At 73.6% G+C, this 26,048-nt stretch carries 10 protein-coding genes; 8 read left to right on the forward strand and 2 right to left on the reverse strand.

The features are described from left to right. Window positions 1-10: 10 nt before the first annotated feature. The 5 genes from AN215_RS06905 to AN215_RS06920 all read left to right on the forward strand — a co-directional run bounded on the left by AN215_RS06905 (window position 11) and on the right by AN215_RS06920 (window position 20,001). Window positions 11-1,015 (forward strand): 3-hydroxyacyl-CoA dehydrogenase family protein, encoded by a 1,005-nt coding sequence (locus AN215_RS06905; RefSeq protein ID WP_079122756.1) that lies wholly within the window; start codon window positions 11-13, stop codon window positions 1,013-1,015. Further along, window positions 1,008-8,342, forward strand: coding sequence for a non-ribosomal peptide synthetase (locus tag AN215_RS06910; protein ID WP_070009638.1), 7,335 nt, complete (start codon window positions 1,008-1,010; stop codon window positions 8,340-8,342). Before AN215_RS06905 ends, AN215_RS06910 begins: the two co-directional genes overlap by 8 nt. A gap of 25 nt (window positions 8,343-8,367) precedes the next feature. Then, window positions 8,368-9,213, forward strand: a complete 846-nt coding sequence (locus tag AN215_RS30270) for a condensation domain-containing protein (protein ID WP_245694282.1) — start codon at window positions 8,368-8,370, stop codon at window positions 9,211-9,213. Continuing rightward, window positions 9,105-18,836 carry a non-ribosomal peptide synthetase gene (locus AN215_RS06915; RefSeq protein ID WP_245694310.1) on the forward strand — a complete coding sequence of 3,244 codons (9,732 nt, stop codon included), beginning with the start codon at window positions 9,105-9,107 and terminating at the stop codon, window positions 18,834-18,836. Before AN215_RS30270 ends, AN215_RS06915 begins: the two co-directional genes overlap by 109 nt. Window positions 18,837-18,975: 139 nt before the next feature. Further along, the gene (locus tag AN215_RS06920) at window positions 18,976-20,001 is read left to right on the forward strand and encodes a pirin family protein (RefSeq protein ID WP_070009636.1); all 1,026 of its coding nucleotides are present in this window, start codon (window positions 18,976-18,978) and stop codon (window positions 19,999-20,001) included. A 69-nt stretch (window positions 20,002-20,070) separates the two neighbouring features. Here AN215_RS06920 and AN215_RS06925 read toward each other — a convergent pair whose 3' ends face one another. Next, window positions 20,071-20,913, reverse strand: a complete 843-nt coding sequence (locus AN215_RS06925) for a LysR family transcriptional regulator (RefSeq protein WP_070009635.1) — start codon at window positions 20,911-20,913, stop codon at window positions 20,071-20,073. A gap of 72 nt (window positions 20,914-20,985) precedes the next feature. On the opposite strand from AN215_RS06925, the gene AN215_RS06930 reads away from it, so the two are divergent. Continuing rightward, window positions 20,986-22,242 (forward strand): MFS transporter, encoded by a 1,257-nt coding sequence (locus AN215_RS06930; RefSeq protein WP_107374285.1) that lies wholly within the window; start codon window positions 20,986-20,988, stop codon window positions 22,240-22,242. Here the strand turns inward: AN215_RS06930 and AN215_RS06935 are convergent. After that, window positions 22,239-24,647: a penicillin acylase family protein gene (locus AN215_RS06935; RefSeq protein ID WP_079122758.1), complete on the reverse strand. Its 2,409-nt coding sequence runs from the start codon at window positions 24,645-24,647 to the stop codon at window positions 22,239-22,241. The genes AN215_RS06930 and AN215_RS06935 overlap by 4 nt on opposite strands. 288 nt (window positions 24,648-24,935) lie before the next feature. Between AN215_RS06935 and AN215_RS06940 the strand changes: the two genes are divergently transcribed. Together AN215_RS06940 and AN215_RS06945 are read left to right on the forward strand one after the other, a co-directional pair. Next, window positions 24,936-25,352 carry a hypothetical protein gene (locus AN215_RS06940; RefSeq protein WP_079122759.1) on the forward strand — a complete coding sequence of 139 codons (417 nt, stop codon included), beginning with the start codon at window positions 24,936-24,938 and terminating at the stop codon, window positions 25,350-25,352. Window positions 25,353-25,441: 89 nt separating this feature from the next. After that, window positions 25,442-26,038 (forward strand): alpha/beta hydrolase, encoded by a 597-nt coding sequence (locus tag AN215_RS06945; RefSeq protein WP_338057909.1) that lies wholly within the window; start codon window positions 25,442-25,444, stop codon window positions 26,036-26,038. The last annotated feature ends 10 nt before the right edge of the window (window positions 26,039-26,048 follow it).

Here is a 26,048-nt window from a genome sequence, read left to right on the forward strand (position 1 = left end):
CCACGCGAGAGTGGTCGAACGCAAGGACACAGAGCCGGCCGCACCCGAAGGCCCGGTCGTAGGGGTCGTCGGCGCCGGCACCATGGGCGCCGGTGTGGCCCAGTGCTTCGCACAGGCCGGCCACCGCGTGGTGGTCGTCGACCCCGACGCGGAGGCACGCCGGGGCGGTGCCGAGCGGCTTCGGGCGGGACTGCGGCTGAAGAGCCTGCTGCGCGGCGGTCAGTCCGACGGCGCACGGCAGCGGAACACCTCTGAGGCCGGCGGCGGCGCGGCAGGAGCGGCACGTCAAGACCGGCGGGCGGAGCCAGGCGGCCCCGACTCGGCGGTCGAGCTCGTCGAGTTCTCCGCGGAGCTGTCCGACCTGGCGCAGGCCTCCTTCGTCGTCGAGTGCGCCCGCGAGCGGGAGCCGCTCAAGGAGCAGATCCTGCGCGCACTCGACGAGTTGTGCCCGCCGGAGACGGTGTTCGCGTCGTGTACGTCGGCCATCCCCGTCGCCCGCCTGGGATCCTTCACCGGCCGTCCCGAACGGGTCGTCGGCACGCACTTCATGAACCCGGCACCGCTCAAGGACGCCGTAGAGGTGGCGCGTTCGCCGCACACGAGCGACGACACCCTCGCGCGCACGCTGCGCCTCCTGGAGAGCATCGGCAAGAAACCCCTCGTCGTGGGCGACGGGCCCGGGTTCGTGACCAACCGCGTCCTGATGCTCACCGTCAACGAGGCGGCGTACGTGCTCCATGAGGGGACCGCCGACGCCGAGACCGTCGACCGCGTCTTCCAGGAGTGCTTCGGCCACCCGATGGGGCCGCTGCGCACCGGCGACCTCATCGGACTCGACACCGTCGTGGACACCCTCGACGTGCTCCGCGAACACACCGGCGACGAACGCTTCCAGCCGTGCCCCCTGCTGGCGGAGCTCGTCGCCGACGGCAGCGTCGGCCGCAAGGCCGGCCGGGGCTTCCACCAATATCCCAGCAGCCCGCTCGTCCCACGGGGAGTAACCAGCCATGGCTGACCACCACACTGCGCGCGTCCCGATGTCACCGGCCGGGCGGGAGACCTGGCGCCGCACGCGGACAGCCGCCGGACGGCCCCGGCCGTGCGTCGCCGAAGTCGTCGAGATACGCGGCGCGTTGGACACCGTCCTGTTCGAGGACGCGGTGCGCACGGTGACGACGGAGAGCGAGGCGCTGCGCCTGCGCGTCGCGGAGGACACCTCCGCACAGGGGGAAGCGGACACCCGGGCGCGCGGCGAAGGCCACGGCGAAGCGCACGACGAGAGGCATGCCGGTGGGCTGCACGGGGAAGAGCCGCCGCACCTGGAGGCCTGCGGCGAGTTCCCGCTGCCGCTGGTCGACGTCAGCGCCGAGGCGGACCCCGCGGCGGCGGCGGACGAGTGGGAACGCGCCGAACTGGCACGGCCGCCGGAGCCGGACGGCGCCCTGTCGGCTCAGGCGCTCATCCGTCTCGCGGGCGACCGCTTCCGCTGGTTCCACCGCCACCACCCCTCCGTGCTGGACGCCTTCGGCTGCGCCCTGGTCACCCGACGCGTCGCCGAGATCTACACGGCACGTACGGAAGGCCGGCCGCACGAGGAGGACGAGCTCGTACCGCTGTCCGCCCTGGACGCGGAGGACGCCGAGTACCGCGCCTGCGAACTGCCCGACGAAGACCGCGACTTCTGGCTGAGCCGGTACGCCGGCCGGCCCGAGCCGGTCTCGCTCGCCACCGGCCCCGCAGGTGACGCCCGGGCCGGCTCCTCCCCGTCCGGCCGCGTGCGCTCGCGCACCGTCTCCCTCACAAAGGAGGCGAGTGCACGGGTACGGGCCGCCACACGGCACACCGGCACCGACCCCGGCGCGGTGCTGCTCGCCGCCGTGGCGGCGTACGTCCACCGGCTCACCGGCGCCACGGACGTGGTGCTCGGCCTGCCCGTCGACGGCCGTATCAGCCGCTCCTCCCGCCGCGTCCCCGGCGCGGCCGGTGACGTGGCGGCGCTGCGTGCGGCCGTGGCACCGGGGACCGCCTTCACCCGGCTCGTACGGGAAGTGGCGCTGGAGAGCCGCCGTGTCCGGCGCCATCAGCGGTTCCGGCACGAGGAGCTGTGCGTGCGGCTCGGTGTCGCGGACCCCGGAGGCGGCCTGTACGGACCGGTCGTCGACGTGCGTACCGCGGCCCACGAGATCCGCTTCGGCGACCACCCGGCCTCGGTGCGGCGAACCGGCACCGAAGAAGCCGGTGAACTGCGCGTCGTCATCGACGAGAACCCGGCCGACCGCACCCTCGCCGTCACGTTCTCCGGCGCGGCCGACCGCTACACGGCCGCCGGACTCGACGCGCACCGGGGGAGGTTCGAACGACTGCTGGCGGCGGCCGCCGCGGCTCCGGAGCGTGCGGTGGGGGCACTGGACCTGCTGGACCCCGACGAGCGGCGGACGGTGCTGTCCTGGGCGCAGGGCGGCGCAACGGCCCCTGCGGCCCCAGCGGCGCCCGTAGCCCTGCTGCCCGGCCTGTTCGAGGAGGCGGCGGCCCGGCACGCGGACGCGGTGGCCCTGACCGACCGCTCGGGCAGCCTCACCTACCGGGAAGTCGACGAGCGCGCCAGCAGACTGGCCCGTCTGCTCGTGGAACGCGGTGCGGGCCCCGAACGCGTCGTCGGCCTGATGCTGCCCCGTTCCGCCGGGACCGTCGTCGCGATGCTCGCGGTCCTGAAGGCCGGTGCCGCCTACCTGCCGCTCGACCCCGCCTACCCGGCGGAGCGGCTGCGCTTCATGGTCCGTGACGCACGTCCGTCCTGCGTGGTGACCGACGCCGCCGGAGCGGACCGTGACATCGCCGGAGCCTCGCTGATCGTCCTCGACGACGCCCGTACCGCGCAGGAACTGGACCGCCGTTCGCCCGCGCCGCTCACCGACGCCGACCGCGCCGCACCGCTGCTGCCCTCGCACCCCGCGTACGTCATCTACACCTCCGGTTCCAGCGGAACCCCCAAGGGCGTCGTCGTCGCACACGGCAACCTCAGCGCGCTGACCGCCTGGGCGAAGGACGAGTTCGGGCCCGGCGCACTCCAGCACACCCTGGCCGCAACGTCGTTCAGCTTCGACGTGTCCGTGGCCGAGATCTTTCCGGCGCTCACCACGGGCGGCCGGGTCGAGGTGGTCAAGGACCTCCTGGCGCTGCTGGACGGCGACCCGCCGCGCTGGTCCGGCGGGCTGGTGTGCGCGATCCCCTCCGTACTGGCCAAGCTCACCGAGTACGGCGGGCTCGACCTGTCCGCCTCGGTACTGTCGATGGCCGGCGAAGCGCTTCCCGTCTCCCTCGCCGAGCGCGTGCGCAAGACGATGCCCGGCACCAGGATGCTCAACGTGTACGGGCCCACCGAGGCGACCGTGTACGCGACCGCGTGGGCCGACGGGGCCGCACCGGACGGCGTCACGCCGCCGATCGGGCGGCCCCTCGGCCACGTACGCACCTATGTGCTGGACGGGTCGCTCCAGCCGGTGGAGCCGGGCAGGCCCGGCGAGCTGTATCTGGCGGGCGCGGGGCTCGCCCGTGGCTATCTGCGCCGGCCCGGGCTGAGCGCCGAGCGCTTCGTGGCCGACCCGTACGGCCCGCCCGGCGAGCGCATGTACCGCACCGGTGATCTCGTGCGATGGCTGGACGACGGGCAGCTCGACTTCCTCGGGCGCATCGACGGACAGGTCAAGTTCCGGGGATTCCGCATCGAGTTGGGCGAGGTCGAGTCCGTGCTCGGCCGCCACGGCGCAGTGGCCGAGGCGGTGTGCGCCGTGCGCGAGGACGCCGAGGGCGAACCGAGGCTGACCGCGTACGTCGTGCCCTCCCGGGACAAGGACGGAAGCGCGGAGCCCGAGGCGCTGCGGGAGTGGCTCGCCGAACGGCTGCCTGGATACCTCGTCCCCGCCGCCGTAACCGTGCTCACCGAGCTGCCCCGTACCCCCAGCGGCAAACTCGACCGCGAGGCCCTGCCGGCACCGGGTCCGCGCCCCGTGGCGGCCGAACGGGCCGTACGGGCGGAGCGGCCCGAGCCGGCGCAGCAGCCCGAGCCGGAGCAGCCCGGGCCCGCCGCGCCGGCGGAGTCCTCCGAGCGTCCGGCGCCCGCTGCGGAGGCCCCCGCACCCGCGCCCGCCCGGGAGCCCATGCCTCCGGCGGCGCCGCAGCCCACAGCCGCGCCGCCCGCCGGACCCGCGGCCGCCGCCCCCGCCGCCGTGACGGAGCCCGCCCCGTCACGCGAGGACGTCGTCGCCGGCGTCTTCGCCTCGGTGCTGCGGCTTCCCGAAGTCGCCCCGGACGACAGCTTCTTCGACCTCGGCGGCGACAGCATCGTCTCCATCCAGCTGGTCAGCCAGCTGCGGAAGGCGGGGCTGGTGCTGACCCCGCAGGACGTCTTCGAGCACAAGACCGTCAGGGCACTCGCGTCCGTGGCCCGCGAGACCGGGCGGGGTGCGGAAGGCGGCGAGACCACGTCCGGCGTGGGCGAGGTGCCGCTCACCCCGATCGTGCACTGGCTGCGCGAACTCGACGGCCCCGTCGACGGGTTCCACCAGGCCGTCCTCCTCCAGGTGCCCGGAGGCCTGCGCCAGGACGTACTCACGAAGGCCGTGCAGGTCCTCTTCGACCACCACGACGCGCTGCGGCTGCGTCTGGAGACGTCCGGCAAGGAGTGGCGGCTCGTGGTGCGCCCGCCCGGCTCCGTGCCCGCGGACTCCTGCATACGCCGCATCGACGTCACCGGATCCGGCGGCGACCTGGCCGGTGCGATCGGCCGTGAGGCGGCCAGGGCCAAGGAGGAACTGGACGTACAGGCAGGCACGATGGTGCGGGTCCTGTGGTTCGACGCGGGGCCGGAGGAACCCGGCCGGCTGATGTTCATGGGACACCACCTGTCCGTCGACGGGGTGTCCTGGCGCATCATCGTGCCCGACCTGTCCTCCGCGTACGAGGCCCTCGAATCGGGCACCGAGCCCCGGCTCCAGCCCGTCGGGACGCCGCTGCGGCACTGGGGACGCGCCCTGACCGCGCAGGCCCAGGACGAGCAGCGCCTCGCCGAGCTGCCGCTGTGGACCGGGATGCTCGCCGCCTCCGGGCCGCAGCTCGCGAACCGCCCGCTCGATCCGGCGCGCGACACCACGGGGCGCGCGCGTTCACATGTGCTGACCTACGGGGCGGAGCGCGCCAGGCACCTCTTCACCACCATCCCGTCGGCGTTCCACTGCGAGATCAACGACGTGCTGCTCACCGCGCTGGCGCTCGCCGTGCGGCGCTGCCTCGGCACGGACGGCGAGAGCGGCGACGTGCTGATCGATGTGGAGGGCCACGGCCGTGAGCCCGTCGTGCCGGGCGCCGATCTCTCCCGTACCGTCGGCTGGTTCACCAGCATGTATCCGGTGCGGCTGGCGCCCGGCGCGGAGGCACCGCGCGACCGAGGGGGCGACGGACATGGCTACGGGCAGGAGTTGGGACGTGCGCTGCGGCGCGTCAAGGAGCAGCTGCGCGCGATCCCGGACAAGGGCATCGGCTTCGGCCTGCTGCGCTATCTGAACCCGCAGACGTCGGCCGCGCTCGCCGCCGCGCCTCCCCGGCACATCGGGTTCAACTACTTCGGGCGGTTCCTGCTGCCCGCGGCGGCCGGCGACCGCGACTGGGCACCGGCACCGGAGACCGCGATGAGCGCCGGCGCGGACGCGGACATGCCGCTGACGCACCCGCTGTCCATCAACGCCCTGACGCAGGACGCCGAAGACGGCACCGAACTGGCCGTGTCGTTCGTGTGGCCGGAGGGCGTCGTCGACGACGAGGCCGTACGGACGCTGGCGGAGGCCTGGTTCGAGATCCTCGACTCGCTCGCCGAGTACGCGGCACAGCCCGGCGCCGGCGGACGTACGCCCTCCGACTTCCCCCTGGTCGGCCTCGACCAGGACGAGATCGACGAGCTGGAGGAGGCACACCCGGACCTTGAGGAGATCCTTCCGCTGTCACCGCTCCAGCAGGGCATGCTCTACCACGTACTGCTGGGCGCACTGGCCGACGACGGCGACGACGGCGAGCACGGGGACTCCGCGGACGAGACCCGGAACAACCTCTACACGGTGCAGCTCGCGCTCGACCTGGAGGGCACCCTGGACGCCCGGCTGATGCGGGACGCCGGCCAGGCACTGCTGCAACGGCACGGCAATCTGCGCGCGGCCTTCGTGCACGACGGGATGCGCCAGCCCGTACAGGTGATCTGTGCGGATGCCGAACTCCCTTGGCGGGCCGAGAACTTGAGCGGCCTCACGGGGGAGCGGCTGGAGGCGGAGTCGCTCCGGATGATGCGTTCCGAGCGCGGCCGTCCCTTCGATCCGGCCCGTCCGCCGATGGTGCGCATGATGCTGCTGACGACCGGCGAGAACCGCTGGAAGCTGGTGCTGACCACGCATCACATCCTGCTGGACGGCTGGTCGTTGCCCGTCATCGTGCGGGAACTGTTCGCGCTCTACCGCAAGGCCGTCGGCGCCGCAGGGGGCGACGGCGAGGATCTGCCTGCGATCAGGCCGTTCCGCGAATACCTCGCCTGGCTGGAGGACGTCGAGGGGGACGAGGCGGAAGCCGCGTGGCGTGACGCGCTGTCGGGCCTGGTCACCACCACGCGGCTCGCCCCGGATGAGGACGGACGGGCGCCGCTGCCCGCGGAGCACGTCGCCGTCGAACTGACCGAGGAGACCACGACGGCGCTGGTCGAGATGGCCCGCCGCCACGGAGTCACGCTCAACACGGTCCTGCAGACGTGCTGGGGAGTGCTGCTGGGCCTGGAGACGGGCAGCGACGACGTGGTCTTCGGGTCGGTGGTCTCGGGCCGGCCCGCCGAACTGCCGGGCGTCGAGACGATGGTCGGGCTGTTCATCAACACCGTCCCGACCCGGGTGCGGAAGGTCCCGGACGAGTCCCTGGGCACGCTGCTCGTACGGATCCAGCAGGAGCAGACCCGGCTGATGCCGTACCACCACATCGGCCTGGGCGAGATCCGCGGCATCACGAACATGGGCGACATGTTCGACACCGTGATGGCGTTCGAGAACTACCCCATCGACGGTGTGATGGCGCAGCCGGCACCCGGGCTCACACTGGCGGGCGCCTCGGGGGACGACGCCCCGCACTATCCCCTCGGGCTGATCGTCTCCGCGCGGGGCGAACGTCTCTTCCTGCGCCTGGACTACCGCCCGCACCTTCTCCGGCGGAGCCGGGTGGAGGAACTCTCCAGCCGTTTCGTGCAGTTGCTCACCACCGCGGCACACGACCCGGCGAGGAGCGTGGGTGACGTCGGGTCCGGGGACGGGGACGGCACCGGCGGAGAGCGGAGCGGACGGCAGCAGGGCGAGCAGCAGCAGGAGAAGCGGCACGAAGGGGACCCGCAGCAAGGAGACCAGCAGCCAGGGGAGCAGAAGCAGGAAGAGCGGAACCAGGGCCAGGAGCACGAGGCCAGCGGTATAGGGGTGCTGCTGCCGCTGCGCGACACCGGCACCCGGCCGCCGCTGTTCTGCGTGCACCCGGCGGCCGGCATCGCCTGGTCGTACGCGGGACTCACGACGCCTCTCGGGGCCGGACAGCCCGTGTACGGCCTCCAGGCGCGTGGTCTCGACGGTACGGAGGTGCTGCCCGCCACGATCGCGGAGATGGCGGCGGACTACCTGGCGCAGGTGCGCCAGGTGCAGCCGTCCGGCCCGTACCACCTGTTGGGCTGGTCGTTCGGCGGGCTGGTGGCACACGAGATGGCCGTACAGCTGCAGACGAGCGGTGAGCGGGTCGGGCTGCTGTCGGTGCTCGACGCCTTCCCCTCGGCACCGGACGGCGGCTCCGGTGCGCCGACGCCGTCCGGCGCCGGGACGCCCGGGGCGGGGGAGGAGCCGCCGGCGGACGGCGGCGTGGGCACGGTCCTGGGGCTCCTGCTGGAGTTCTTCGGCTACGACCCTGCCGCGTGGGCCGGTGAGACGCTCACGTACCCGAGGTTCCTGGAGATCGCACGGGACCGAACCGGGCTGCTGGCCACCTTCGACGAGTCGCGGGTCGCCGCGATCTGCCGGATCTTCCTCAACAACGGCACCCTCTCCCGTGCGCACGCACCGGGCCGGTTCGCCGGCGACGCGCTGGTCTTCGCGGCGCGTGAGACCGATGCCCAGCTGGCCGCAGAGCTGTGGCTGCCGTATCTGGACGGCGGCAAGCCCGAGGTGCGGACCGTCGGCCACTCGCACGGCGAGATGGGGCGCCCGGACGCGCTGGGCGAGATCGGCAGGGTGCTGCTGCCGCGCCTCCAAGGTGACGAGACCACGCCCGGGACCACGCCGTGAGCGGCCCGAGGGGAACGAGGCCGGCATGAGCGTGCTCCCGGCCGGGCGCGAGGGCCTGCCCCTCACCGCCGCCCAGTCCGGCATGTGGATGGGCCAGGCCCTCGCGCCCGGCTCCGTGCGCCACCACGTCGGGATCAGCGTCGAGGTCGCCGGAGCACTGCACCCGGAGACCTTCGAGACGGCGTTCCGGCACGTCATCGCGGAATCCGAGGCGCTGCGGGCACGCTTCACGGTGGGCCCCGACGGCGAACCCCGCCAGCACACGGGGCCGTTGCCGGAGTGGGGCGTGCCGTACGTCGACCTGAGCGGCGAACGGCATCCGCGCCGTGCCGCGACGGCGTGGATGCGCGCCGACCTGGCACGGCACTTCGACCTGGAACGCGGACCGCTCTTCCGCGGCGCGCTGCTGAGGCTGTCCGCAAGCAGCACGTGCTGGTATCTGGGAGCACACCACCTGGTGCTGGACGGCTTCAGCTCCTCGCTCTTCTCCCGGCGGCTGAGCGGCGTTTACGCGGCCATGGAGAACGGACAACCGCCCACGGCAGGGGAGTTCGGGCCGCTGAGCGCACTCCTGGACGACGAGGCCGCCTACCGGGCGTCGCCTGCTCACCTCGCGGACCGCGGCTTCTGGCTGGGGCGCACGGCCGCCCGGCCCGGCCCCGGTGATCTCGCATGGACCTCCGCGCCGCGCGNGTCGGGATCAGCGTCGAGGTCGCCGGAGCACTGCACCCGGAGACCTTCGAGACGGCGTTCCGGCACGTCATCGCGGAATCCGAGGCGCTGCGGGCACGCTTCACGGTGGGCCCCGACGGCGAACCCCGCCAGCACACGGGGCCGTTGCCGGAGTGGGGCGTGCCGTACGTCGACCTGAGCGGCGAACGGCATCCGCGCCGTGCCGCGACGGCGTGGATGCGCGCCGACCTGGCACGGCACTTCGACCTGGAACGCGGACCGCTCTTCCGCGGCGCGCTGCTGAGGCTGTCCGCAAGCAGCACGTGCTGGTATCTGGGAGCACACCACCTGGTGCTGGACGGCTTCAGCTCCTCGCTCTTCTCCCGGCGGCTGAGCGGCGTTTACGCGGCCATGGAGAACGGACAACCGCCCACGGCAGGGGAGTTCGGGCCGCTGAGCGCACTCCTGGACGACGAGGCCGCCTACCGGGCGTCGCCTGCTCACCTCGCGGACCGCGGCTTCTGGCTGGGGCGCACGGCCGCCCGGCCCGGCCCCGGTGATCTCGCATGGACCTCCGCGCCGCGCGGGGACGAGGCGGACGCGCGGCACGCCGCCGCGGACGGACTCGCGCTGCGCCGCAGCGCGGTGCTCCCTCCGGGGGCGTGGCGGACGGTGCGGGACCAGGCCCGGCGGCTCGGCGTGCGGTGGCCCGTGCTGGTGACGGCCGCCGCAGCGCTGCACGTGTACGCCCGTACGGCAGGCGGGAATCGCGGTCGGATCGGCGATGGACGCGGCGGGGGCGAGGTGATGCTGGGCCTGCCCGTCACCTCACGGACGGGCGAGACCGTACGCACCGTGCCGGGCATGGCATCCAACGTGCTGCCGCTGAGGCTGGCGGTCGACCCGGACAGGCCCGCGGCCGAACTCGTACACGGCGTGGCCGCCGAGATGAAATCCGCGCTCGCCCACCAGCGCTACCGCTGCGAGGACCTGCGCCGCGACCTCGGACTGACGGGCGGGGGGCGGCTGTTCGGGCTGGCCGTGAACGTGCTGCCCTTCGACTACGGTCAGCAGTTCGCGGGACGGCCGATGGTCATGCGCAACGTCGCGATCGGCCCGGTCGAGGACCTGTCCCTCACCGTCCACCGGGACTCAGGCCACCGGGACTCACGCCACGCGCCGGACCCGGCATCGGCCGGCGGCGGAACGCTGCGCGTCGAACTGGACGCGGATCCGGCCCGGTTCACGGAGGCCGAGGCGGCGGCCGAGGCACGGCGCTTCGTCCATCTGCTGCGCGGGCTCGTCCACGGGCCGGACCTGCCCGCCGGGCGGATCGACCCTCTGACGGGCGGTGAACGGCGGCTGTTCGTGCCGCGGGGCGCCGCCGTGCCGCATCAGCCGCGGCCGTCCCTGACCCTGCCGGAGCTGGTCGAGCGCTGGGCGGCGCGTACACCCCGGGCGGTGGCGGTCACCGCGGGGGAGACCCGGCTGACGTACGGAGAGCTCGACGCGCGCGCCAACCGGCTCGCCCGATGGCTGATCCGGCGCGGCGCGGGCCCCGAGCGCATCGTCGCCGTACTGCTGCCGCGCTCGGCCGACCTGGTGACCGCGATCCTCGCAGTGTCGAAGACAGGTGCCGCCTATCTGCCGGTCGACCCCCGCTGGCCCGAGGAGCGTGTCCGTACGATCCTCGCCGACGCACAGCCCCTGCTGACCCTTTCGCCGGACGAACTCGACCGCGCCGAGGGCGAGTCGGCGGACCTGAGCCCCCGGACAGAGCACGGGCCCCCGGAGCCCCACACGCCTGATGCGACCGTCACCGACGCGGACCGGTGCGCGCCACTGACGCCGTCGCACGCCGCCTACGTCATCTACACCTCGGGTTCCACCGGCCGCCCCAAGGGCGTGGTGGTCTCCCACAGCAGCATCGTGACGCTCCTCGAGGACGCCGCGGCCCCGTTCGGCTTCGGCACCGACGACGTGTGGACGATGTTCCACTCATGCGCCTTCGACTTCTCGGTGTGGGAGATGTGGGGCGCCCTCGCACACGGCGGGCGACTGGTCGTCGTCGGCCACGACGTGAGCCGCTCGCCCCGCGCCTTCCTCGACCTGCTCGTCGCGGAGGGCGTGACCGTGCTCAACCAGACGCCCTCCGCATTCCTCTCCCTCGACCGCGCCGATGCCGAAGAACCGCGAGGCGGCCGTGAACCCGCCCTGCGACTCGTCGTCTTCGGAGGCGAGGCCCTGCGCCCTGAGCTGCTGCGCCCATGGCGCGAGCGGCACGGTGCGTCCGCGCCCCGCATGGTCAACATGTACGGCATCACCGAGACCACCGTGCATGCCACTCGGCTCGGCCTGGACGACCGTCATCTCGCCGGACGCGGCAGCCCGGTCGGGAAGGCCGTAGCCGGCACGCGTCTGTACGTGCTCGACGCCCGGCTGCGACCCGTGCCGCCCGGCACGACGGGCGAGCTGTACGTGGCGGGCGCCGGCGTCGCCCGCGGCTATCTCGGACGTCCGGGCCTGACCGCGTCACGCTTCGTCGCCGATCCGTTCGGGCCGCCCGGTTCGCGGCTCTACCGGTCCGGAGACCTGGTGCGGTGGCGTGCGGACGGCGGACTGGAGTACGCGGGACGAGCCGACGACCAGATGAAGGTGCGCGGCTTCCGCATCGAGCCCGGCGAGATCGAGACCGCCCTGGCAGGCGCCCCCGGTGTCGCGCACGCCGCTGTCGCCGCCAGGCAGGACGGCGACGGCGCGGCGCAGGAGGCCCGGCTGGTGGCCTACGTGGTTCCCGAGGGCGGCGCACCTCAACAGGGCCGCGCAGCCGGGCCGTTCGAGGACTCCGGTGCCGCCCTGCGCGAGCATCTGCGTCTCCGGCTGCCGGAGCATCTCCTGCCGTCGGTGTTCGTACGGCTGGACCGGCTGCCCCTGACGGCCAACGGGAAGCTCGACAGGTCCGCCCTTCCCGCTCCGGCCGGGCGCGCGACGCCGCACACCGCGGCGGGGCGACAGCCGCAGAGCCCGCAGGAGCGGCATCTCGCCGCGCTGTACGCGGAGTTGCTCGGCGTCGGCGCCATCGGTGCGGACGACGGCTTCTTCGACCTCGGCGGCGACAGCCTCCGCGCCACACGCCTCGTCAGCAGGGTCCGCGGCGAACTGGACGCCGAGATCGACGTACGGGACGTGTTCGAGCACCCGACCGTCGCGGGGCTCGCCGCCCGGCTGCGGACAGGTGTGCCCGCTGTTGCCCTGGCCGCCGCCGACCCGGCCGGGGTGCGGCCGGCGAGCGTGCCTCTGTCGCACGCACAGCGCCGGCTGTGGTTCCAGCAGTCATTGACCGGACCGGACGCCTCGTACAACGTGCCGCTGGTGCTGCGGATGAGCGGCGACCTGGACAAGGACGCCCTGCACACCGCCCTCCTGGATGTGACCGGACGCCATGAGCCGCTGCGCACGGTCGTACGGACCGGCGCCGCGGGCCCGGAACAGCATGTGCTTCCGGAGGGAGAGGCCCGCGTATGGCTGCCCGAGACCGAGACCGGGACCAGGACCGGGACCGGAGCGGACGGGCTCGACCAGGCTCTGGACGCCGCGGCCCGGCACGCCTTCCGGCTGGAGAGCGAACCGCCCCTGCGGGCCCAGCTGTTCTCCCCCCGCCCTCGGCCCGGAGACCCCGACGGGCCCGGCGAACACGTACTGCTTCTGCTGCTGCATCACATCGCCTGCGACGCGGCCTCACTCGAACCGCTCCTCACCGACCTCGCCACGGCCTACGCCGCGCGCCGCGACGGGCGTGCGCCGCAGTGGGAGCCCCTGCCCGTCCGGTACGCCGACTACGCGCTGTGGCAGCGCACCGTCCTCGGCACGAGCACGAGCACGAGCACGAGCATGAGCACGGACAGGGACACGGACGCGGACGCGGACACGGGCAGCGGCGGACCGGGACCCGACGGCAGCGGCCCCGCCGGCGCGCGGACCGCGGCCGGGCACGGCCTCGAACACTGGACGCGCGCACTGGAGGGCCTGCCACGGCGAATAGCCCTGCCCGCCGACCGGGCCCCCGACCCGGAGGACGCCGACAGCAGCGGCGACAGCGTCGAGCTGCGCATACCGGCCGGTGTGCACGCGCGGCTCGCGGATCTGGCCGCCTCGGAGCAGGCCAGCCTCTTCATGGTGGTGCACGCCGCGCTGGCCGCGCTGCTGACCCGGCTGGGCGCCGGTGACGACATACCCGTCGGCACCGCCGTGGAAGGGCGGACCGACGCGAGTCTGAACGGCCTCGTCGGCTTCTTCGTCAACACGGTCGTCCTGCGCACGGACACCTCCCGCGCACCGACGTTCCGTGAACTGCTCTCCCGCGTACGGGAATCGGACCTCGCCGCGTTCGCACACCAGGACGTGCCCTTCGACCTGGTCGTCGAAGCGCTCAACCCCGAACGCAGCGCACCAGGACAGCCCCTGTTCCAGGTCATGCTGACGCTCACGCAGGCACCGCCGGAGCACGTCGCACTGCCCGGGCTGACGACCACGGTCGGTGCCGTCGGCACCGGTGCCGCCAAGTTCGACCTCTGCCTGAGCCTCTACGAGCACCGTGGTGCGGACGCCGGCTGCCTGGGACTCGACGGGCGGCTCGAATACCGCAGCGCCCTCTTCGGCCACGGCACCGCCGAAGCGCTCGGCAGGCGCTTCGAACGGCTCCTGGAGGAGGTGTCCGCCGGCCCTGACACTCCCGTCCACCGGCTGGACGTCCTCGGTGGCAGGGAGCGGCACCGCTTGCTGGCCGAGTGGGGCACCGCCGGCGCCCTGCCCGGCTCCGCGCACCGCACCGTTCCGCAGCGATTCGCGGAGCAGGTGCACGCCACACCGCACGCGGTGGCCGTGCGCGCACCCGGCTCCGACGGCCAAGGGGCCCTGACGTACGCCGAGTTGGACGCACGGTCCGAACGGCTCTCCCGGCGGCTCGCCGGCGCCGGGGTGGGAGCGGAGACGCCCGTCGCGGTCCTCATGGAGCGGTCCCCGGCCCTCGTCGTGACGCTGCTGGCGATCCTCCGGGCAGGAGGTGCGTACGTACCGCTGGACGCGCGGGCGCCACGTGCCCGGCAGGAGCAGGTCGTGGCCGAGTCGGGGGCGCCGCTGCTCCTGGTCGGCAACGGGCAGCAGAGCGGGGGCAGTTGGCCGGGAAATCCCCATGTACTGGAGGTGCAGGGAACCGCCGGCCCGGTGGAGGGCCGGGAGGACGGCGCGGCGCCCGGAGGCGGCGGGGGGCCTGCACCCGTGAGTGCTCCCGGCGGCCCCCCGGCCGGCCCGGCGGGACCGGCCGGTCTCGCCTACGTCATGTACACCTCGGGGTCGACCGGCGTGCCCAAGGGCGTGGCCGTCACTCACGCCGACATCGTCGCCCTGGCGCTCTGCCCGTCCCCGGGTGGCCAACGGGGCACGCCCCGGCGGACGTTGCTGCACTCGCCGCACTCCTTCGACGCCTCCACGTTCGAGATGTGGGCGCCGCTGCTGACCGGCGGAGAGGTCGTCGTCGCGCCGCCGGGCGAACTGGACGTGGTGACGCTGGAACAACTCCTCACCGCAGGACACGTGAACACCCTCTGGCTCACCGCGGGCCTTTTCCAGCTGGTCGCCGAGGAGAACCCGGCGGCCCTACGGGGGCTCGACGAGGTGTGGACCGGCGGCGACGTGGTCTCGCCACGCGCCGTCGGCGCGGTGCGCGCGCACTGCGCCGGCACCCGCGTGATCAACGGATACGGCCCGACCGAGACGACGGCCTTCGCCACCCGGCACGCCGTCGGCGACTCCGACGCGGACAGGCGCGGAAAGGACGGAACCGACTCGGGCACGGCCTCGGGCCCCGGCACGGGGGTGCCCATCGGAGGACCGCTCGACGGCATGCGCGTGTACGTCCTCGACGAGGCCCTGCAGCCCGTACCGGAAGGCGTGGCCGGGGAGTTGTACGTGGCGGGCGCCGGTGTCGCACGCGGCTACCTTGGCCGGCCCGGCCTCACCGCGGAACGCTTCGTGGCTGATCCCTTCGCCCCCTTCGGCACCGCCGGAGCGCGCATGTACCGCACCGGCGACCTCGTGCGGTGGCTGCCCGGCGGAGTGCTGGGCTTCGTCGGCCGCGCCGACGGCCAGGTGAAGCTGCGCGGCTTCCGCATCGAGACGGGAGAGGTCGAGGCTGTGCTCGCGGGACACTGCGGAGCGGGTCAGGTCGCCGTCGTCGCCCGCGACGAACCAGGGCCCGGAGGCGACGGGCCGGGCGAACGGCGCCTGGTCGCCTACCTGGTGCCCGCCGACGGACAGGCGGCGGACACCGTCGACTGGGAGGCCCTGCGGGAACACGCCGGGCGGCTGCTGCCGGACTACATGGTTCCCACCGCGCACGTCGTGCTGGAGCGCCTGCCCCTGACCCGCAACGGAAAGCTCGACCGTGCCGCGCTGCCCGTACCCACGCGTCCCGTGCCCGTTGGCGCAGGCGCCGCCCCGGGAACCGAGCGGGAGCGCGTGCTCTGCGACATCGTCGCCGGACTGCTGCGCCTGCCGTCCGCCGGCGTCACCGACGGATTCTTCGACATGGGCGGCGACAGCATCACGGCGATCCAGCTCGTCAGCCGGGCACGCTCGGCCGGACTGCGCTTCAGCGTGCGCGACGTCTTCAAGCACCCCACGGTCGCCGAACTGGCCACCGTCGCCCAGGAGATCAAGCGCCGCAGTCCCCGAGCCGGACCCGTGGACACGGCCGCAGGGGACACGAGCACCGCCGGTGCGGACGCGGCCCGTGAAGCGGACGGCGAAGCCGCAGCCTCGGCGGCCGTGGCGGAGGCGTGCGGCCCGGTGCCGCTCACCCCGGTCATGCACTGGTGGCGCGAACACGGCGGCGAGACCACGAGGTTCAGCCAGCACATGACGCTGCGTGCCCCACTCGGTCTGACACGGCAACGGCTCACCGCGGCGGTGCAGGCGTTGCTCGACCACCACCACGCGCTCCGGCTGCGGTTCGCGGCGCCGCAGGGGCCCGGGGAGCACGCCGGGCCGTGGACGCTCGAAGTGCCGCCGCCGGGTGCCGTGCGGGCCGAGGACTGCGTCCGGTACGTCGGCTCGCGGGACGGCGTCAGGCACGAGAGCGATCACGGAAGGGAGCTTTCCGAGGCGGTGCGCGCGGCGCAGGAACGGCTGGACCCGCGGGCGGGGCGGATGCTCCAGGCCGTCTTCGTCGACCGTGGCCCCGAACGCCCGGGACGTGTCGTGCTCGTCGTGCACCACTTCGCCGTCGACGGCGTCTCCTGGCGCATCCTGCTGCCCGACCTCGCCTCCGCGTACCACGCCGTGGCAGCCGGGAGGCGGCCCGAACTGCCGCCCGCGACAACGTCGTTCAGGCAGTGGGCCCGGCTCCTGGCCCGCCAGGGCGAGGAGGGCGCACGCAAGGACGAGACGGCACTGTGGTCGTCGGCCCTGCCCGGGGCCGGCCCGGCGCATGCGGACACCGCAGCCCGCGCGCCCGCGGGAACGGGAACCGGCCTTGCGGCAACCGGCCCTGCGGGAGCGGGCCTTGTGGGACCGGCCCCCGCGGGAGCGGGCACCGGCGTGGAACGGCTGCGGGTGACGATGCCTCCGGGGCGCACGCGTGCACTGCTGACCGAGGTCGGTGCCGCCTTCCACTGCGGAGCGGAGCCAGTCCTGCTCACCGGCTTCACGCTCGCCATGGAGGAGTGGCGCCGCAGACGCGGGCTCGCTCCCGGCGACGTCGTGCTCGACCTCGAGTCGCACGGCCGCCCGGACGGGGACGGCACCGCCGGCGCCGACGGGGAGGAAGGCGTCGAACTCTCCCGTACCGTCGGCTGGTTCACCAGCGTCCACCCGGTACGGTTCGAGTCCACCGGATGCGACTGGGGCGACGTGTGGAACGCGACCCCGGCGCTCGGGCAGGCGCTCAAGCGGGTGAAGGAGCGGCTGCGGGCCGTCCCGGAGCGAGGCGTGGGCTACGGAGTCCTGCGGTACCTCGACCCCCGTACTGGTCCAGGGCTGGCCGGACTCGGCACCCCGCAGCTCGGGTTCAACTACCTCGGCCGCTTCGGTGCCGCGGACGACGCGGACTTCTCGCCCGCGGACGCCGGCGGCGGCTTCGCCGGCGGCGACCACGCGGACAGCGACCGGAACGGCCACGCGGACAGCGACCGGACCGGCCAGGCGGACCTGCCGGACCGCCGGGACGAAGGCGGCACCGGGACGCACGCGGCGCTGCCCGGCGGCCACCTCATCGACGTCAACTCGCTGACGGCGGACGGCTCCGACGGCCCTGTGCTGAGCGCCGAATGGTCGTGGGCCGCAGGGGTGTTCCGTCGCGCGGAGATACGGGAGCTGGCCGACCTGTGGTTCAGCGCCCTGTACGCGCTGGTGGCGCATGCGGCCTCTCCCGGCGCGGGCGGCCGCAGCCCCTCCGACCTGCCGCTGACCGGGCTGCGGCAGGTGGAGGTCGACCGGCTGGAGGAGAGCTACCCGCACCTGACGGACGTACTGCCGCTGACGTCCCTCCAACAGGGCCTGGTTTTCCACTCGTTGTTCGCCCCTGGCAGCCCGGACGTGTACCAGGCGCAGATCGTGCTCCGGCTGCGGGACGAGCCGGACGCCGACGCGATGCGCGCCGCCGCGAGAGCGCTGCTGGAACGCCACCCGAACCTCGGAGCGGCCTTCGTGCACCAGGATCTGCTCCGCCCCGTGCAGGTCCTGCAGCGCACCGTCGAACCGCCGTGGCGCGAAGTCGACGTGACAGGAGTGGCCGCCGGACGCCGCGAGGCGGTGATCCGGCGCCTCCTCCACGCGGACCTGCGCCGCCGGTTCACCCTGGACCGGCCGCCGCTGATGCGGTTCAGCCTCTTGCGCTGCGGGGAGAGCGACCACCGGCTCGTGCTCACCAATCACCATCTGCTGCTCGACGGCTGGTCGATGCCGCTGCTCGTGCGCGAACTGTTCGCCCTGTACGCCGTGCACGCGGGCAGCGCCGCACGGACCTCTCTCCCCGCGGTCACCCCGTACCGCGAACACCTCGCCGTGCTGGCCCGCCTTGACGAGGATGCCGCCCGTGCGGCCTGGCAGGAAGCGCTCGACGGCGTCGACGCCGCGACCAGGCTGACCGGAGGCGAGATCAGCGCGGGAGCCGTGCCGCCGCAGCCCTTGCACATCGTGCTCCCGGACGAGACGACCGCGGCCCTGCGCCGTACCGCGGCAAACGGCGGCCTCACCCTCAGCAACGTGCTCCTCGCGGCGTGGGCGCTGCTGCTCGCCCGCTCCTGCGGGACGCGCGACGTGCTCTTCGGTACGACCGTCTCCGGACGGAGGCCCGAAGTCGCGGGCATGGAGTCGATGATCGGCCTGTTCATCAACACCGTTCCGGTGCGGCTCACGGTCGATCCGGGAGAGACCGTCCAGGAGCTGCTGGCCCGCTTCCAGCAGGAGCAGGCCCGCATGCTGCCACACCACCACCTGGGTCTGGGCGACATCCAACGCATCGCGGGGCGGCGGGAGTTGTTCGACACCCACGTGGTCTTCGAGAACTATCCGCTGGACCGGTCCGGTCTCGAGGAGCCCGTGCCGGGCCTCCGCGTCGAGGCCGTCGAGGGCCGGGACGCCGCCCACTACCCGCTCACACTGGTGGCGTTCGCCGGTGAGGGAGGTCTCGCCCTGCGCTTCGACTACCGCCCCGACGTCCTGGACCGGGCACGCGCCGAGACGATCGCCGCCGGCCTTCAGCGCATCCTCACGGCCGTCGCCGCCAGGGACACGGTGCCCGTGGCGGACGTGCTCTCCGGCTGAGAAGAAGACCGGTGGCGTCGGCGGGACGCCGTTCGCGTGCGGCGGGACTGGGGCCAGAGGGCCGGAATATTTGAAGCGTAAACTTCATTGTCGAGGGTGCACCAGTTCTCTGGCAGTCTCTGGCATCCAGGAGGTCACCATGCCGGCCGTCACCGCAGACACCTTCACCCTGCCGCGCGTCCCGTCCCCCGCCGGCGGGAGCACCCGGTGGCGGGGCGTCGTCAGGACGGTCACCGCCCGCAGGCAGCTCGAAGGCGAGGGCTTCGAGGTCCGGCGGCCCTTCCCCGGCATGGACCTCTCCGCCGCGGACCCGTTCTTGCTGCTCGACCACCTCGGCGCGGTGGAGTACGGGCCGGGCGAAGCCAAGGGCGCCCCCTGGCACCCGCACCGCGGCTTCGAGACAGTGACCTACATGCTCGACGGCGCGTTCGAGCACACCGACTCCACCGGTGGCGGCGGCCTGATCACCGAAGGCGCCACCCAGTGGATGACCGCGGGCGCCGGCGTGCTGCACTCCGAGCTGCCCCCGCAGGACTTCGTCGCCAAGGGCGGCCTCTTCCACGGAGTCCAGCTGTGGGTCAATCTGCCCAAGTCCCTGAAGTGGACGCCCGCCCAGTACCAGGACATCACCGCGGGAGAGACGGTCCTGCTCTCCAGCGACGACGGCGGAAGCCTGCTGCGCGTCATCGCGGGTGACCTCGCCGGACACCGCGGCCCCGGCGTGACCCGCACCCCCATCTCCTACGTCCATGCCACCGTCAGCCCCGGCGCGCGGCTCGCACTGCCCTGGCCCCCGGAATTCAACGCCCTGGTCTACGTACTGGCCGGGCGCGGCACCGTCGGCACGGAGCGGCGGCCGCTGGAAGAAGGGCAGCTCGCAGTCCTCGGCCCCGGTGAGGCCCTGTCCCTGCAGTCGGCGGACGGCCAGGACTACAACGGCAGCCGCACCGGCTGGGAGGTGCTGCTTCTCGGCGGGCTGCCGATCCGCGAACCGATCGCCCGTTACGGGCCGTTCGTGATGAACACCAAGGCGGAGATCGTCCAGGCGGTGGAGGACTTCCAGAACGGCCGCCTCGGCAGTACCGCACCCCGGCCCGTGCCCCACCGCACCACCACCGACACGGCCCTGGGCGGCGAGGACGCCACGGAGGAGGAGCCCGGGTGACGCCCCGTCAGAGCCCACGCACGCCCCCGTACCCCGCACCTGGCCGTCTCCGGGCCTCGGCCGCAGGGCTCAGATCATGCGCCGCAGCGCGGTCTCCACGGCATCGATCAGCGGATCGCCTTCGGTCCGCGGGTGCCGTACGAGACCGAACTCGACGTCCGGCAGGGCGGGCAGGGCGTCCGCGTCGTGGCAGGCCATGGCCGGTTCGAGGTTCGCGGGCATGAGCGCGGCGACGCCGAGACCGGCGCGTACCGCGGCGAGCACACCGGCCAGGCTGTTGCTCTCGAACGCCACGCGCCAGCGCCGGTCGGCACGTTCCAGCGTTTCCAGCACCGACGTACGCCAGGAGCAGGGGTTCGAGAACAGCACCACCGGCAGCGGATCGGCGGTCACGTCCACACCCTGGCCGGCCGCCCAGGCCAGCGGACGGCGTACCGTCCAGCGCGGCGGCCCGGGAATGTCCGGCACCGCGTCCAGTACGAGCTGGACGCGGCCCGCATCGTAGGCCTCCCGCGTCGCGGTGCTGGACAGGCTGAGCACCTCCAGCGTCGCGCCGGGGTGCAGCCGGGCGAGGTCGGCGAGGGCCTGGGGAAGCCGGGACGCAGCGAGGTCCTCGAGCAGCCCGATGCCGCAGTGACCGGTGAGCGCGCGCCCCGTTTCGGTGAGGGCCTGTGCGGAGAGCGCGAGAATCCGCTCGGCGTAGGGCAGGAGCTCCTCACCGGCGCGGGTCGGTGAGACGCCGGACGGCGACCGGTGCAGCAGCGGACTGCCGACGGCGCTCTCGAGCTTGCGCAACTGCTGGCTGAGCGAGGGCTGGCTGTGGCCGAGCGCCGTCGCGGCACGGCTGATGCTCCCCGACCTCAGGGCCGTGACGAACGACCGGAGCAACGTGATCTCAAGGTCCCTGGCCATAAGAATTCATGATACCGGCTCCAGTGAATTAATGACTTTCTATGGCCTGGGGATTGATCTAGCGTCAGGCAGATGACCGGATACCGGCAGGTCCTCACCGTGCCAGGGATGGCACAACTGCTGAGCATTTCGCTGCTCGCCCGCCTCGCGATCACGGCTGACGTGATGGCGCTGACGATGTACGTCGTGCTGGGCCTCGACCTGAGCTACGCGGCGGCGGGAGGCGCCGCGGCGGCCATGACCGCGGGGATCGCGCTGGGCGGGCCGCTGCTAGGCCGCATGATCGACCGGCGGGGTCCCCGTGCCGTACTGCTGGTCACCGTCGTGGTGCAGGCCGCGTTCTGGCTGGGCGTACCGGCTCTGCCGTACGGGCCCCTGCTGGGCGCCTCCTTCGCGGCGGGACTGCTGATGGTGCCCGCCCAGCAGGTCGCCAGGCAGGCGATCGCCGCGATGACGACGGCGGGACAGCGCCAGGCTGCCTTCGCGCTGGAATCGCTGCAGGGCGAGCTGTCGTACATGGTGGGTCCGCCGATCGTGATCCTCTGTGCGGCGAAAGTGTCCCCTGACGTGGTCGCGTGGGGCGTCGGCGCCGCGATCGTGGCGGGTGGAGCGGGACTCGCCCTGCTCAACCCGCGGGTGCGTGCGGCGGACGAAGTGGATGCCGGCAAGTCCGGCCGTCCCCGCCGCCGGGAGTGGCTCGGCCCGGACATGATCGCCGTGCTGGTGATGGCGTTCGGCACCACGATGCTGCTCAGCGGTACCGACCTGGCGATCGTCGCCACCCTCGAGGAAGCCGGCCAGGTGTCCTGGGCCGCCGCGGTCGTGGCCGTGTACGGAGTGGCGTCGATAACCGGCGGTCTGGTGTACGGCGCGCTGCCCCGGCCGCTGCCCACATGGCTGCTGCTCGGTCTGCTCGGGCTGGCGACCCTTCCCGCCGGGCTGGCCCACGACTGGCCATGGCTGTGCGTGGCCGCTGCCGGTGCGGGGCTGCTCGCCGCGCCGACTCTCTCCGCAGTGGCCGAAGCGGTGAGCCGGCTCGCGCCCGCCGGTGCGCGCGGCGAAGCCACAGGCCTGCAGTCCTCGGCGCTGAGCGCGGGCTTCGCGCTCGGTACACCGGCTGTCGGGGGAGCGATCGACCTGTCCGTGCCGGCGGGCGGCTTCGCGGCGGCCGGGCTGGCCGGCCTCGCCGCCGCGCTGGCCGGCTGCCTGCTGTCCCGCCGCCCGCCCGCCCGCACACGGCCTCCCTCGGGAATCCCGGATGATCCGCACTTTGAGCCGCGCGGGAGCGGCGCCCGGCCCGGCGCCCGGGAATCCGCCACGGCAGGCTAGGGGCCGGCGTCCCGCGCCTCCGGTACGGGCTCCAGCATGAGGACGCGCTCCGTGTTCTCCTCGACCGCGGAGCGGCTGTACAGCAGGGGGAAGGCGCCGTCCTGCGCCCAGTCTGCGAACAGGTCGCGGTAGTGGCGGCTGCCGGGATCGCCGGACTGGCCGGGGGAGTTCATGGCCAGCGACCGGTCCCAGGCGCCGACGTCGACGACGAGCCGGAACGTGGCGCCTCCGCTCTGGCGGAAGCCGGAGGTGTAGGCGGCGGCCCCGACGGTGTCGCCGCTGCCGCCGCGCGGCACCGGCCCCAGGGACATCCACTCCGGCTCGTCTCCCGTCCGCTTCCGCACGAGGTCCGCCAGCGGATGCCGCAGGAGGCTGTGGTGCAGCTCGCCCCAGCGCCAGGCCCCCGGATCCGTCCCGAGCAGACCCTCCGTCTCGGCGTACGCGGCGGCGAGGGTGTCCTGGATGATGCCGCGCACGGCGTGCCGTGGGTCGGGACCCAGCCTTTCACCGGGTGTGAGCAGCAGATCCAGATCCACCCGGGCGTCGGCTGCGGCGTCCTCGGCGGGCATGATCCGCGTGAGCGCCCGCCGGGACTCTTCCCCCGGCAGCAGGTGCTCCAGGGCGGAGCCGAGCAGGGCCGGACGCAGGTGACGCCGGAACCAGATCTCGAAGAGCGCCGCGGCCGCGGAGTCCGGTGTCAACCGCGCGTCCCAGCCGCGCAGCAACTCCAGCGCCCCGGCCGTGCGTGCGTCGTCGCCGGCCGCTCCGTGCAGCAGGGGCAGGATGCTGCGGGCCGGGATACTGAGCTGATCGGTCTGCAGCCGCACGCACTCCGCGACGGTCCAGTCGTCACGGCTCTCCAGCGTCTCGGCGATGCGCCGGTACCGGTAGGGCGCGTACCAGTCGTAGGTGACGGTCGGTTCCGAATCGCCGTACGCGGGCGGCAGGTTCATCTCGTTGGCCGTGGCGAGCCAGCCGGAGCGGGGGTCGCGAACGGAGGGGAGGGTGCCTGGTGCCTGGTGGCCCGCCCATTCGTGGCTGCCGTCGCCCGGCACGGGAAGCGTCCCGTCCCAGCCTTGACGGACGGGCACGCGCCCGGCGGGGCACCAGCCGATGGTGCCGTCGTCCGCCGCGTACACCTGGTTCTCACCGGGGGAGCCCCACCGCCGCATCGCGTCGGTGAACTCGGCGGCGTTCTGAGCCCCCATGTAGTTCATGCTGCCCAGGTAGGGGGCCATGCCGGGCTCCAGCCAGGCCGCCCGTACCGCGAACGCCGCGTTCCGCTCGGGCAGTTGACGGATCACGGGACCGTGCCGCGTGAACCACAGCTCGGCTTCCACGTCCTCGCCGCCTGCGACCGGGACCGTCTCCGTCACCCGGACCATGGACTCCCAGCCGCCGCGGTAGCGGTACCGGGTCGGGTCCGCCGGATCGGTGGTGTAGACGTACAGGTCCTCCTGGTCGATGGGGAAGATCGTGAGCCCGAAGGCGATCCGGCCGTTGTGCCCGATGGAGACGCCGGGCAGCGCGGGCTCGCCGGCGCCGATCACGTCCAGGCCCGGGGCCGAGAGATGCACCAGGTAGCGAAGCGAGGGCAGCGTGAGCGCGCGATGAGGGTCGTTCGCCAGCATCGGACGGCCCGTGGCGGTGCGGGAGGCGCTCAGCACCCAGTTGTTGCTGCCGTCCAGGCCCGCACGGGACGCCGTCTGCTGTCCGCCGGGCGGCGCCGCCCACGGGGGTACGGTCGCCAGCCGGTACACCCGCAGCACGTCGTCGGGGATGACGGAGAGATCCAGCCCGTCCGGCACCCGCAGCCGGTGCGGCGACGGTTCGCGTACCCGCCGCAGATCCTCGGCCTCCGGCCCGAAGTCGCGCAGCGTCAGCGCACGCGAGACCTCCTCGCCGAGGTTGTAGTGGAGCCCGTGGCTGCGGATACGGGCCACGTCGGACGGGTCCCAGAAGGAGGGCCCGTAACCGAGCAGCGCGAACTCGGGCGGCAGCGGGGCCTGTCGGCGCCGGCACAGCTCGACGTAGGCGTTGATGCCCGCGGTGAACGCCCGGGCCGCCGGCTCGACGTCCGGACCGTAGGCGCTCCATTCCTCCTCCATGGTGCCGCGGTAGAGGAAGAGCCTGGCGGCGCGGTCACCTTCGAGGTACTCCTCGCCGAAGACCTCCGAGAGCAGCCCCAGTCCGCGGCGGCGCCACAGGTCGAGCTGGAAGAGGCGGTCGCGGGCGGCGTTGAAGCCCTGCGCGAGGAAGAGATCGCGGCGGGAGGCGGCGTACAGATGCGGCACGCCCCAACGGTCGATGCGGATCTCGACGGGCGCCGAGAGCCCCGGCACCCGGAAGGCGGTCCGTGACCCCGCCGCGTCCCGGCTCTCCTGTGAGTCCTGTGTGTCCGTCACCTTCTCCGACCCTCCTGTGCGGCATGTTCCGGCCGTCCCCGCCAGCCGCGGCCCGTGCGGTCGCTCCTGACGGCCTCCGGCGGAACACCTGCCCGCAGGAAGCCGCCGGCAGGCACCCGTGCCCCGCCTCCCGGGGCGTACATGCGACGGCGTCCACCGAGTCTCCTGCAGTGATCGCGGGGTACACACCACGGAAGCGGTGGCGGCCCGACGCGTACGCCACGGGCGCCGCCAAGGACGAGAACCTGACGAGAACACCGGCGACGGACGACGGCGAGGCGGAGCAGAGTGCACGTGAAGATGTTGCGGATGCTGGGAGCGGCCACCGCCCTGTACGGACTGGCGGTGACGGCCAGGCCGGAGCTGCTGGCCCGCCCCTCGGGACTGGCCGACCCGGAAGGACGGGTGGCGGAGGAGACGCGCATCTCGCTGCGCCCCCTGGTGTGGCGGGACGTCGCCGGCGGCCTGGCCATGCTGTGCGCGCCGGAAGGGCCGGCGCTCCGCACCGCCGCCGTGGTCAGGATCGCCTCCGACTTCGGTGACGCGGCGCTCCTCGGCTCGACGCTGCCAAGGAGCACGCGTGCCAAGGCCGTTGCCGTATCGGTCGGTTGGGGTGCCCTGTCGGTGGCGGCGCTGTGCGCCCCCGGACGTACGGGGCAGCGGCGCGGCTCCCGCCCTGGCCGGTGTGCCGGGGCGGCCCGGTGAGCGCGCCCGGTGCGCCCCCTTCGCGGTCCGCGCCGGCGCCCGCGCTGATACCGCACGCGAAGATCCGTCATCCCCGCGCCGCCGTGCTGGTGCTGCACGGGGGCCGCTCCGAGGGCCCGGAGGCACCGCCGCGGCTGAACCTTCCAGGAGCCCGGATGAGGCTCTTCCTCCCGCCCCTGGCCAGGGCGTCCGCCGGGCACGGCGTGCTGCTGTGCCGGGTCCGCTACCGGTGCCGCGGCTGGAACGGTGAACGCGAGGACGCCGCACGTGACGCCCGCTGGGCGCTCGGCGAACTGGCCCGCACCGTGGGCGAGTTGCCGGTGGTGGTCGTCGGACACTCCATGGGCGGCAGGGCCGCGCTCCGCGTGGGCGGTGCACCGGGCGTACGGGGTGTCGTGGCGCTCGCCCCGTGGTGCCCGGAGGGTGAGCCGGCCGCGCAGCTCGCCGGCCGTCGCGCCGTACTCGTCCACGGCGACCGTGACCGCGTGACGGACCCCGAGGCCTCCCGCCGGTTCACGGCCCGGGCACGTGAGGCGGGCGCCGACGCCCGGTTCGTCCCGGTGCCGGGCGGCGACCACGCGATGCTGCGGCGGTCCGCCGCATGGCACCGGACCGTCGCCGAGGAGGTCATGGCGATGCTCGGCCTCAGCATGTCCGCCGCCCGGCGGGCGCCCCGGGAAGGGTGAGGCACACGGC

The organism is Streptomyces abyssalis (genome assembly GCF_001751365.1).
GTDB lineage: Bacteria > Actinomycetota > Actinomycetes > Streptomycetales > Streptomycetaceae > Streptomyces > Streptomyces abyssalis.

What these genes read in the sequence shown, in the direction of transcription:
- AN215_RS06910 (WP_070009638.1), top strand. Translation starts at nt 1,008, where the DNA reads ATGGCTGACCACCACACTGCGCGCGTCCCGATGTCACCGGCCGGGCGG.
- AN215_RS06920 (WP_070009636.1), top strand. Translation starts at nt 18,976, where the DNA reads ATGCCGGCCGTCACCGCAGACACCTTCACCCTGCCGCGCGTCCCGTCC.
- AN215_RS06925 (WP_070009635.1), bottom strand. Translation starts at nt 20,913, where the DNA reads ATGGCCAGGGACCTTGAGATCACGTTGCTCCGGTCGTTCGTCACGGCC.
- AN215_RS06930 (WP_107374285.1), top strand. Translation starts at nt 20,986, where the DNA reads ATGACCGGATACCGGCAGGTCCTCACCGTGCCAGGGATGGCACAACTG.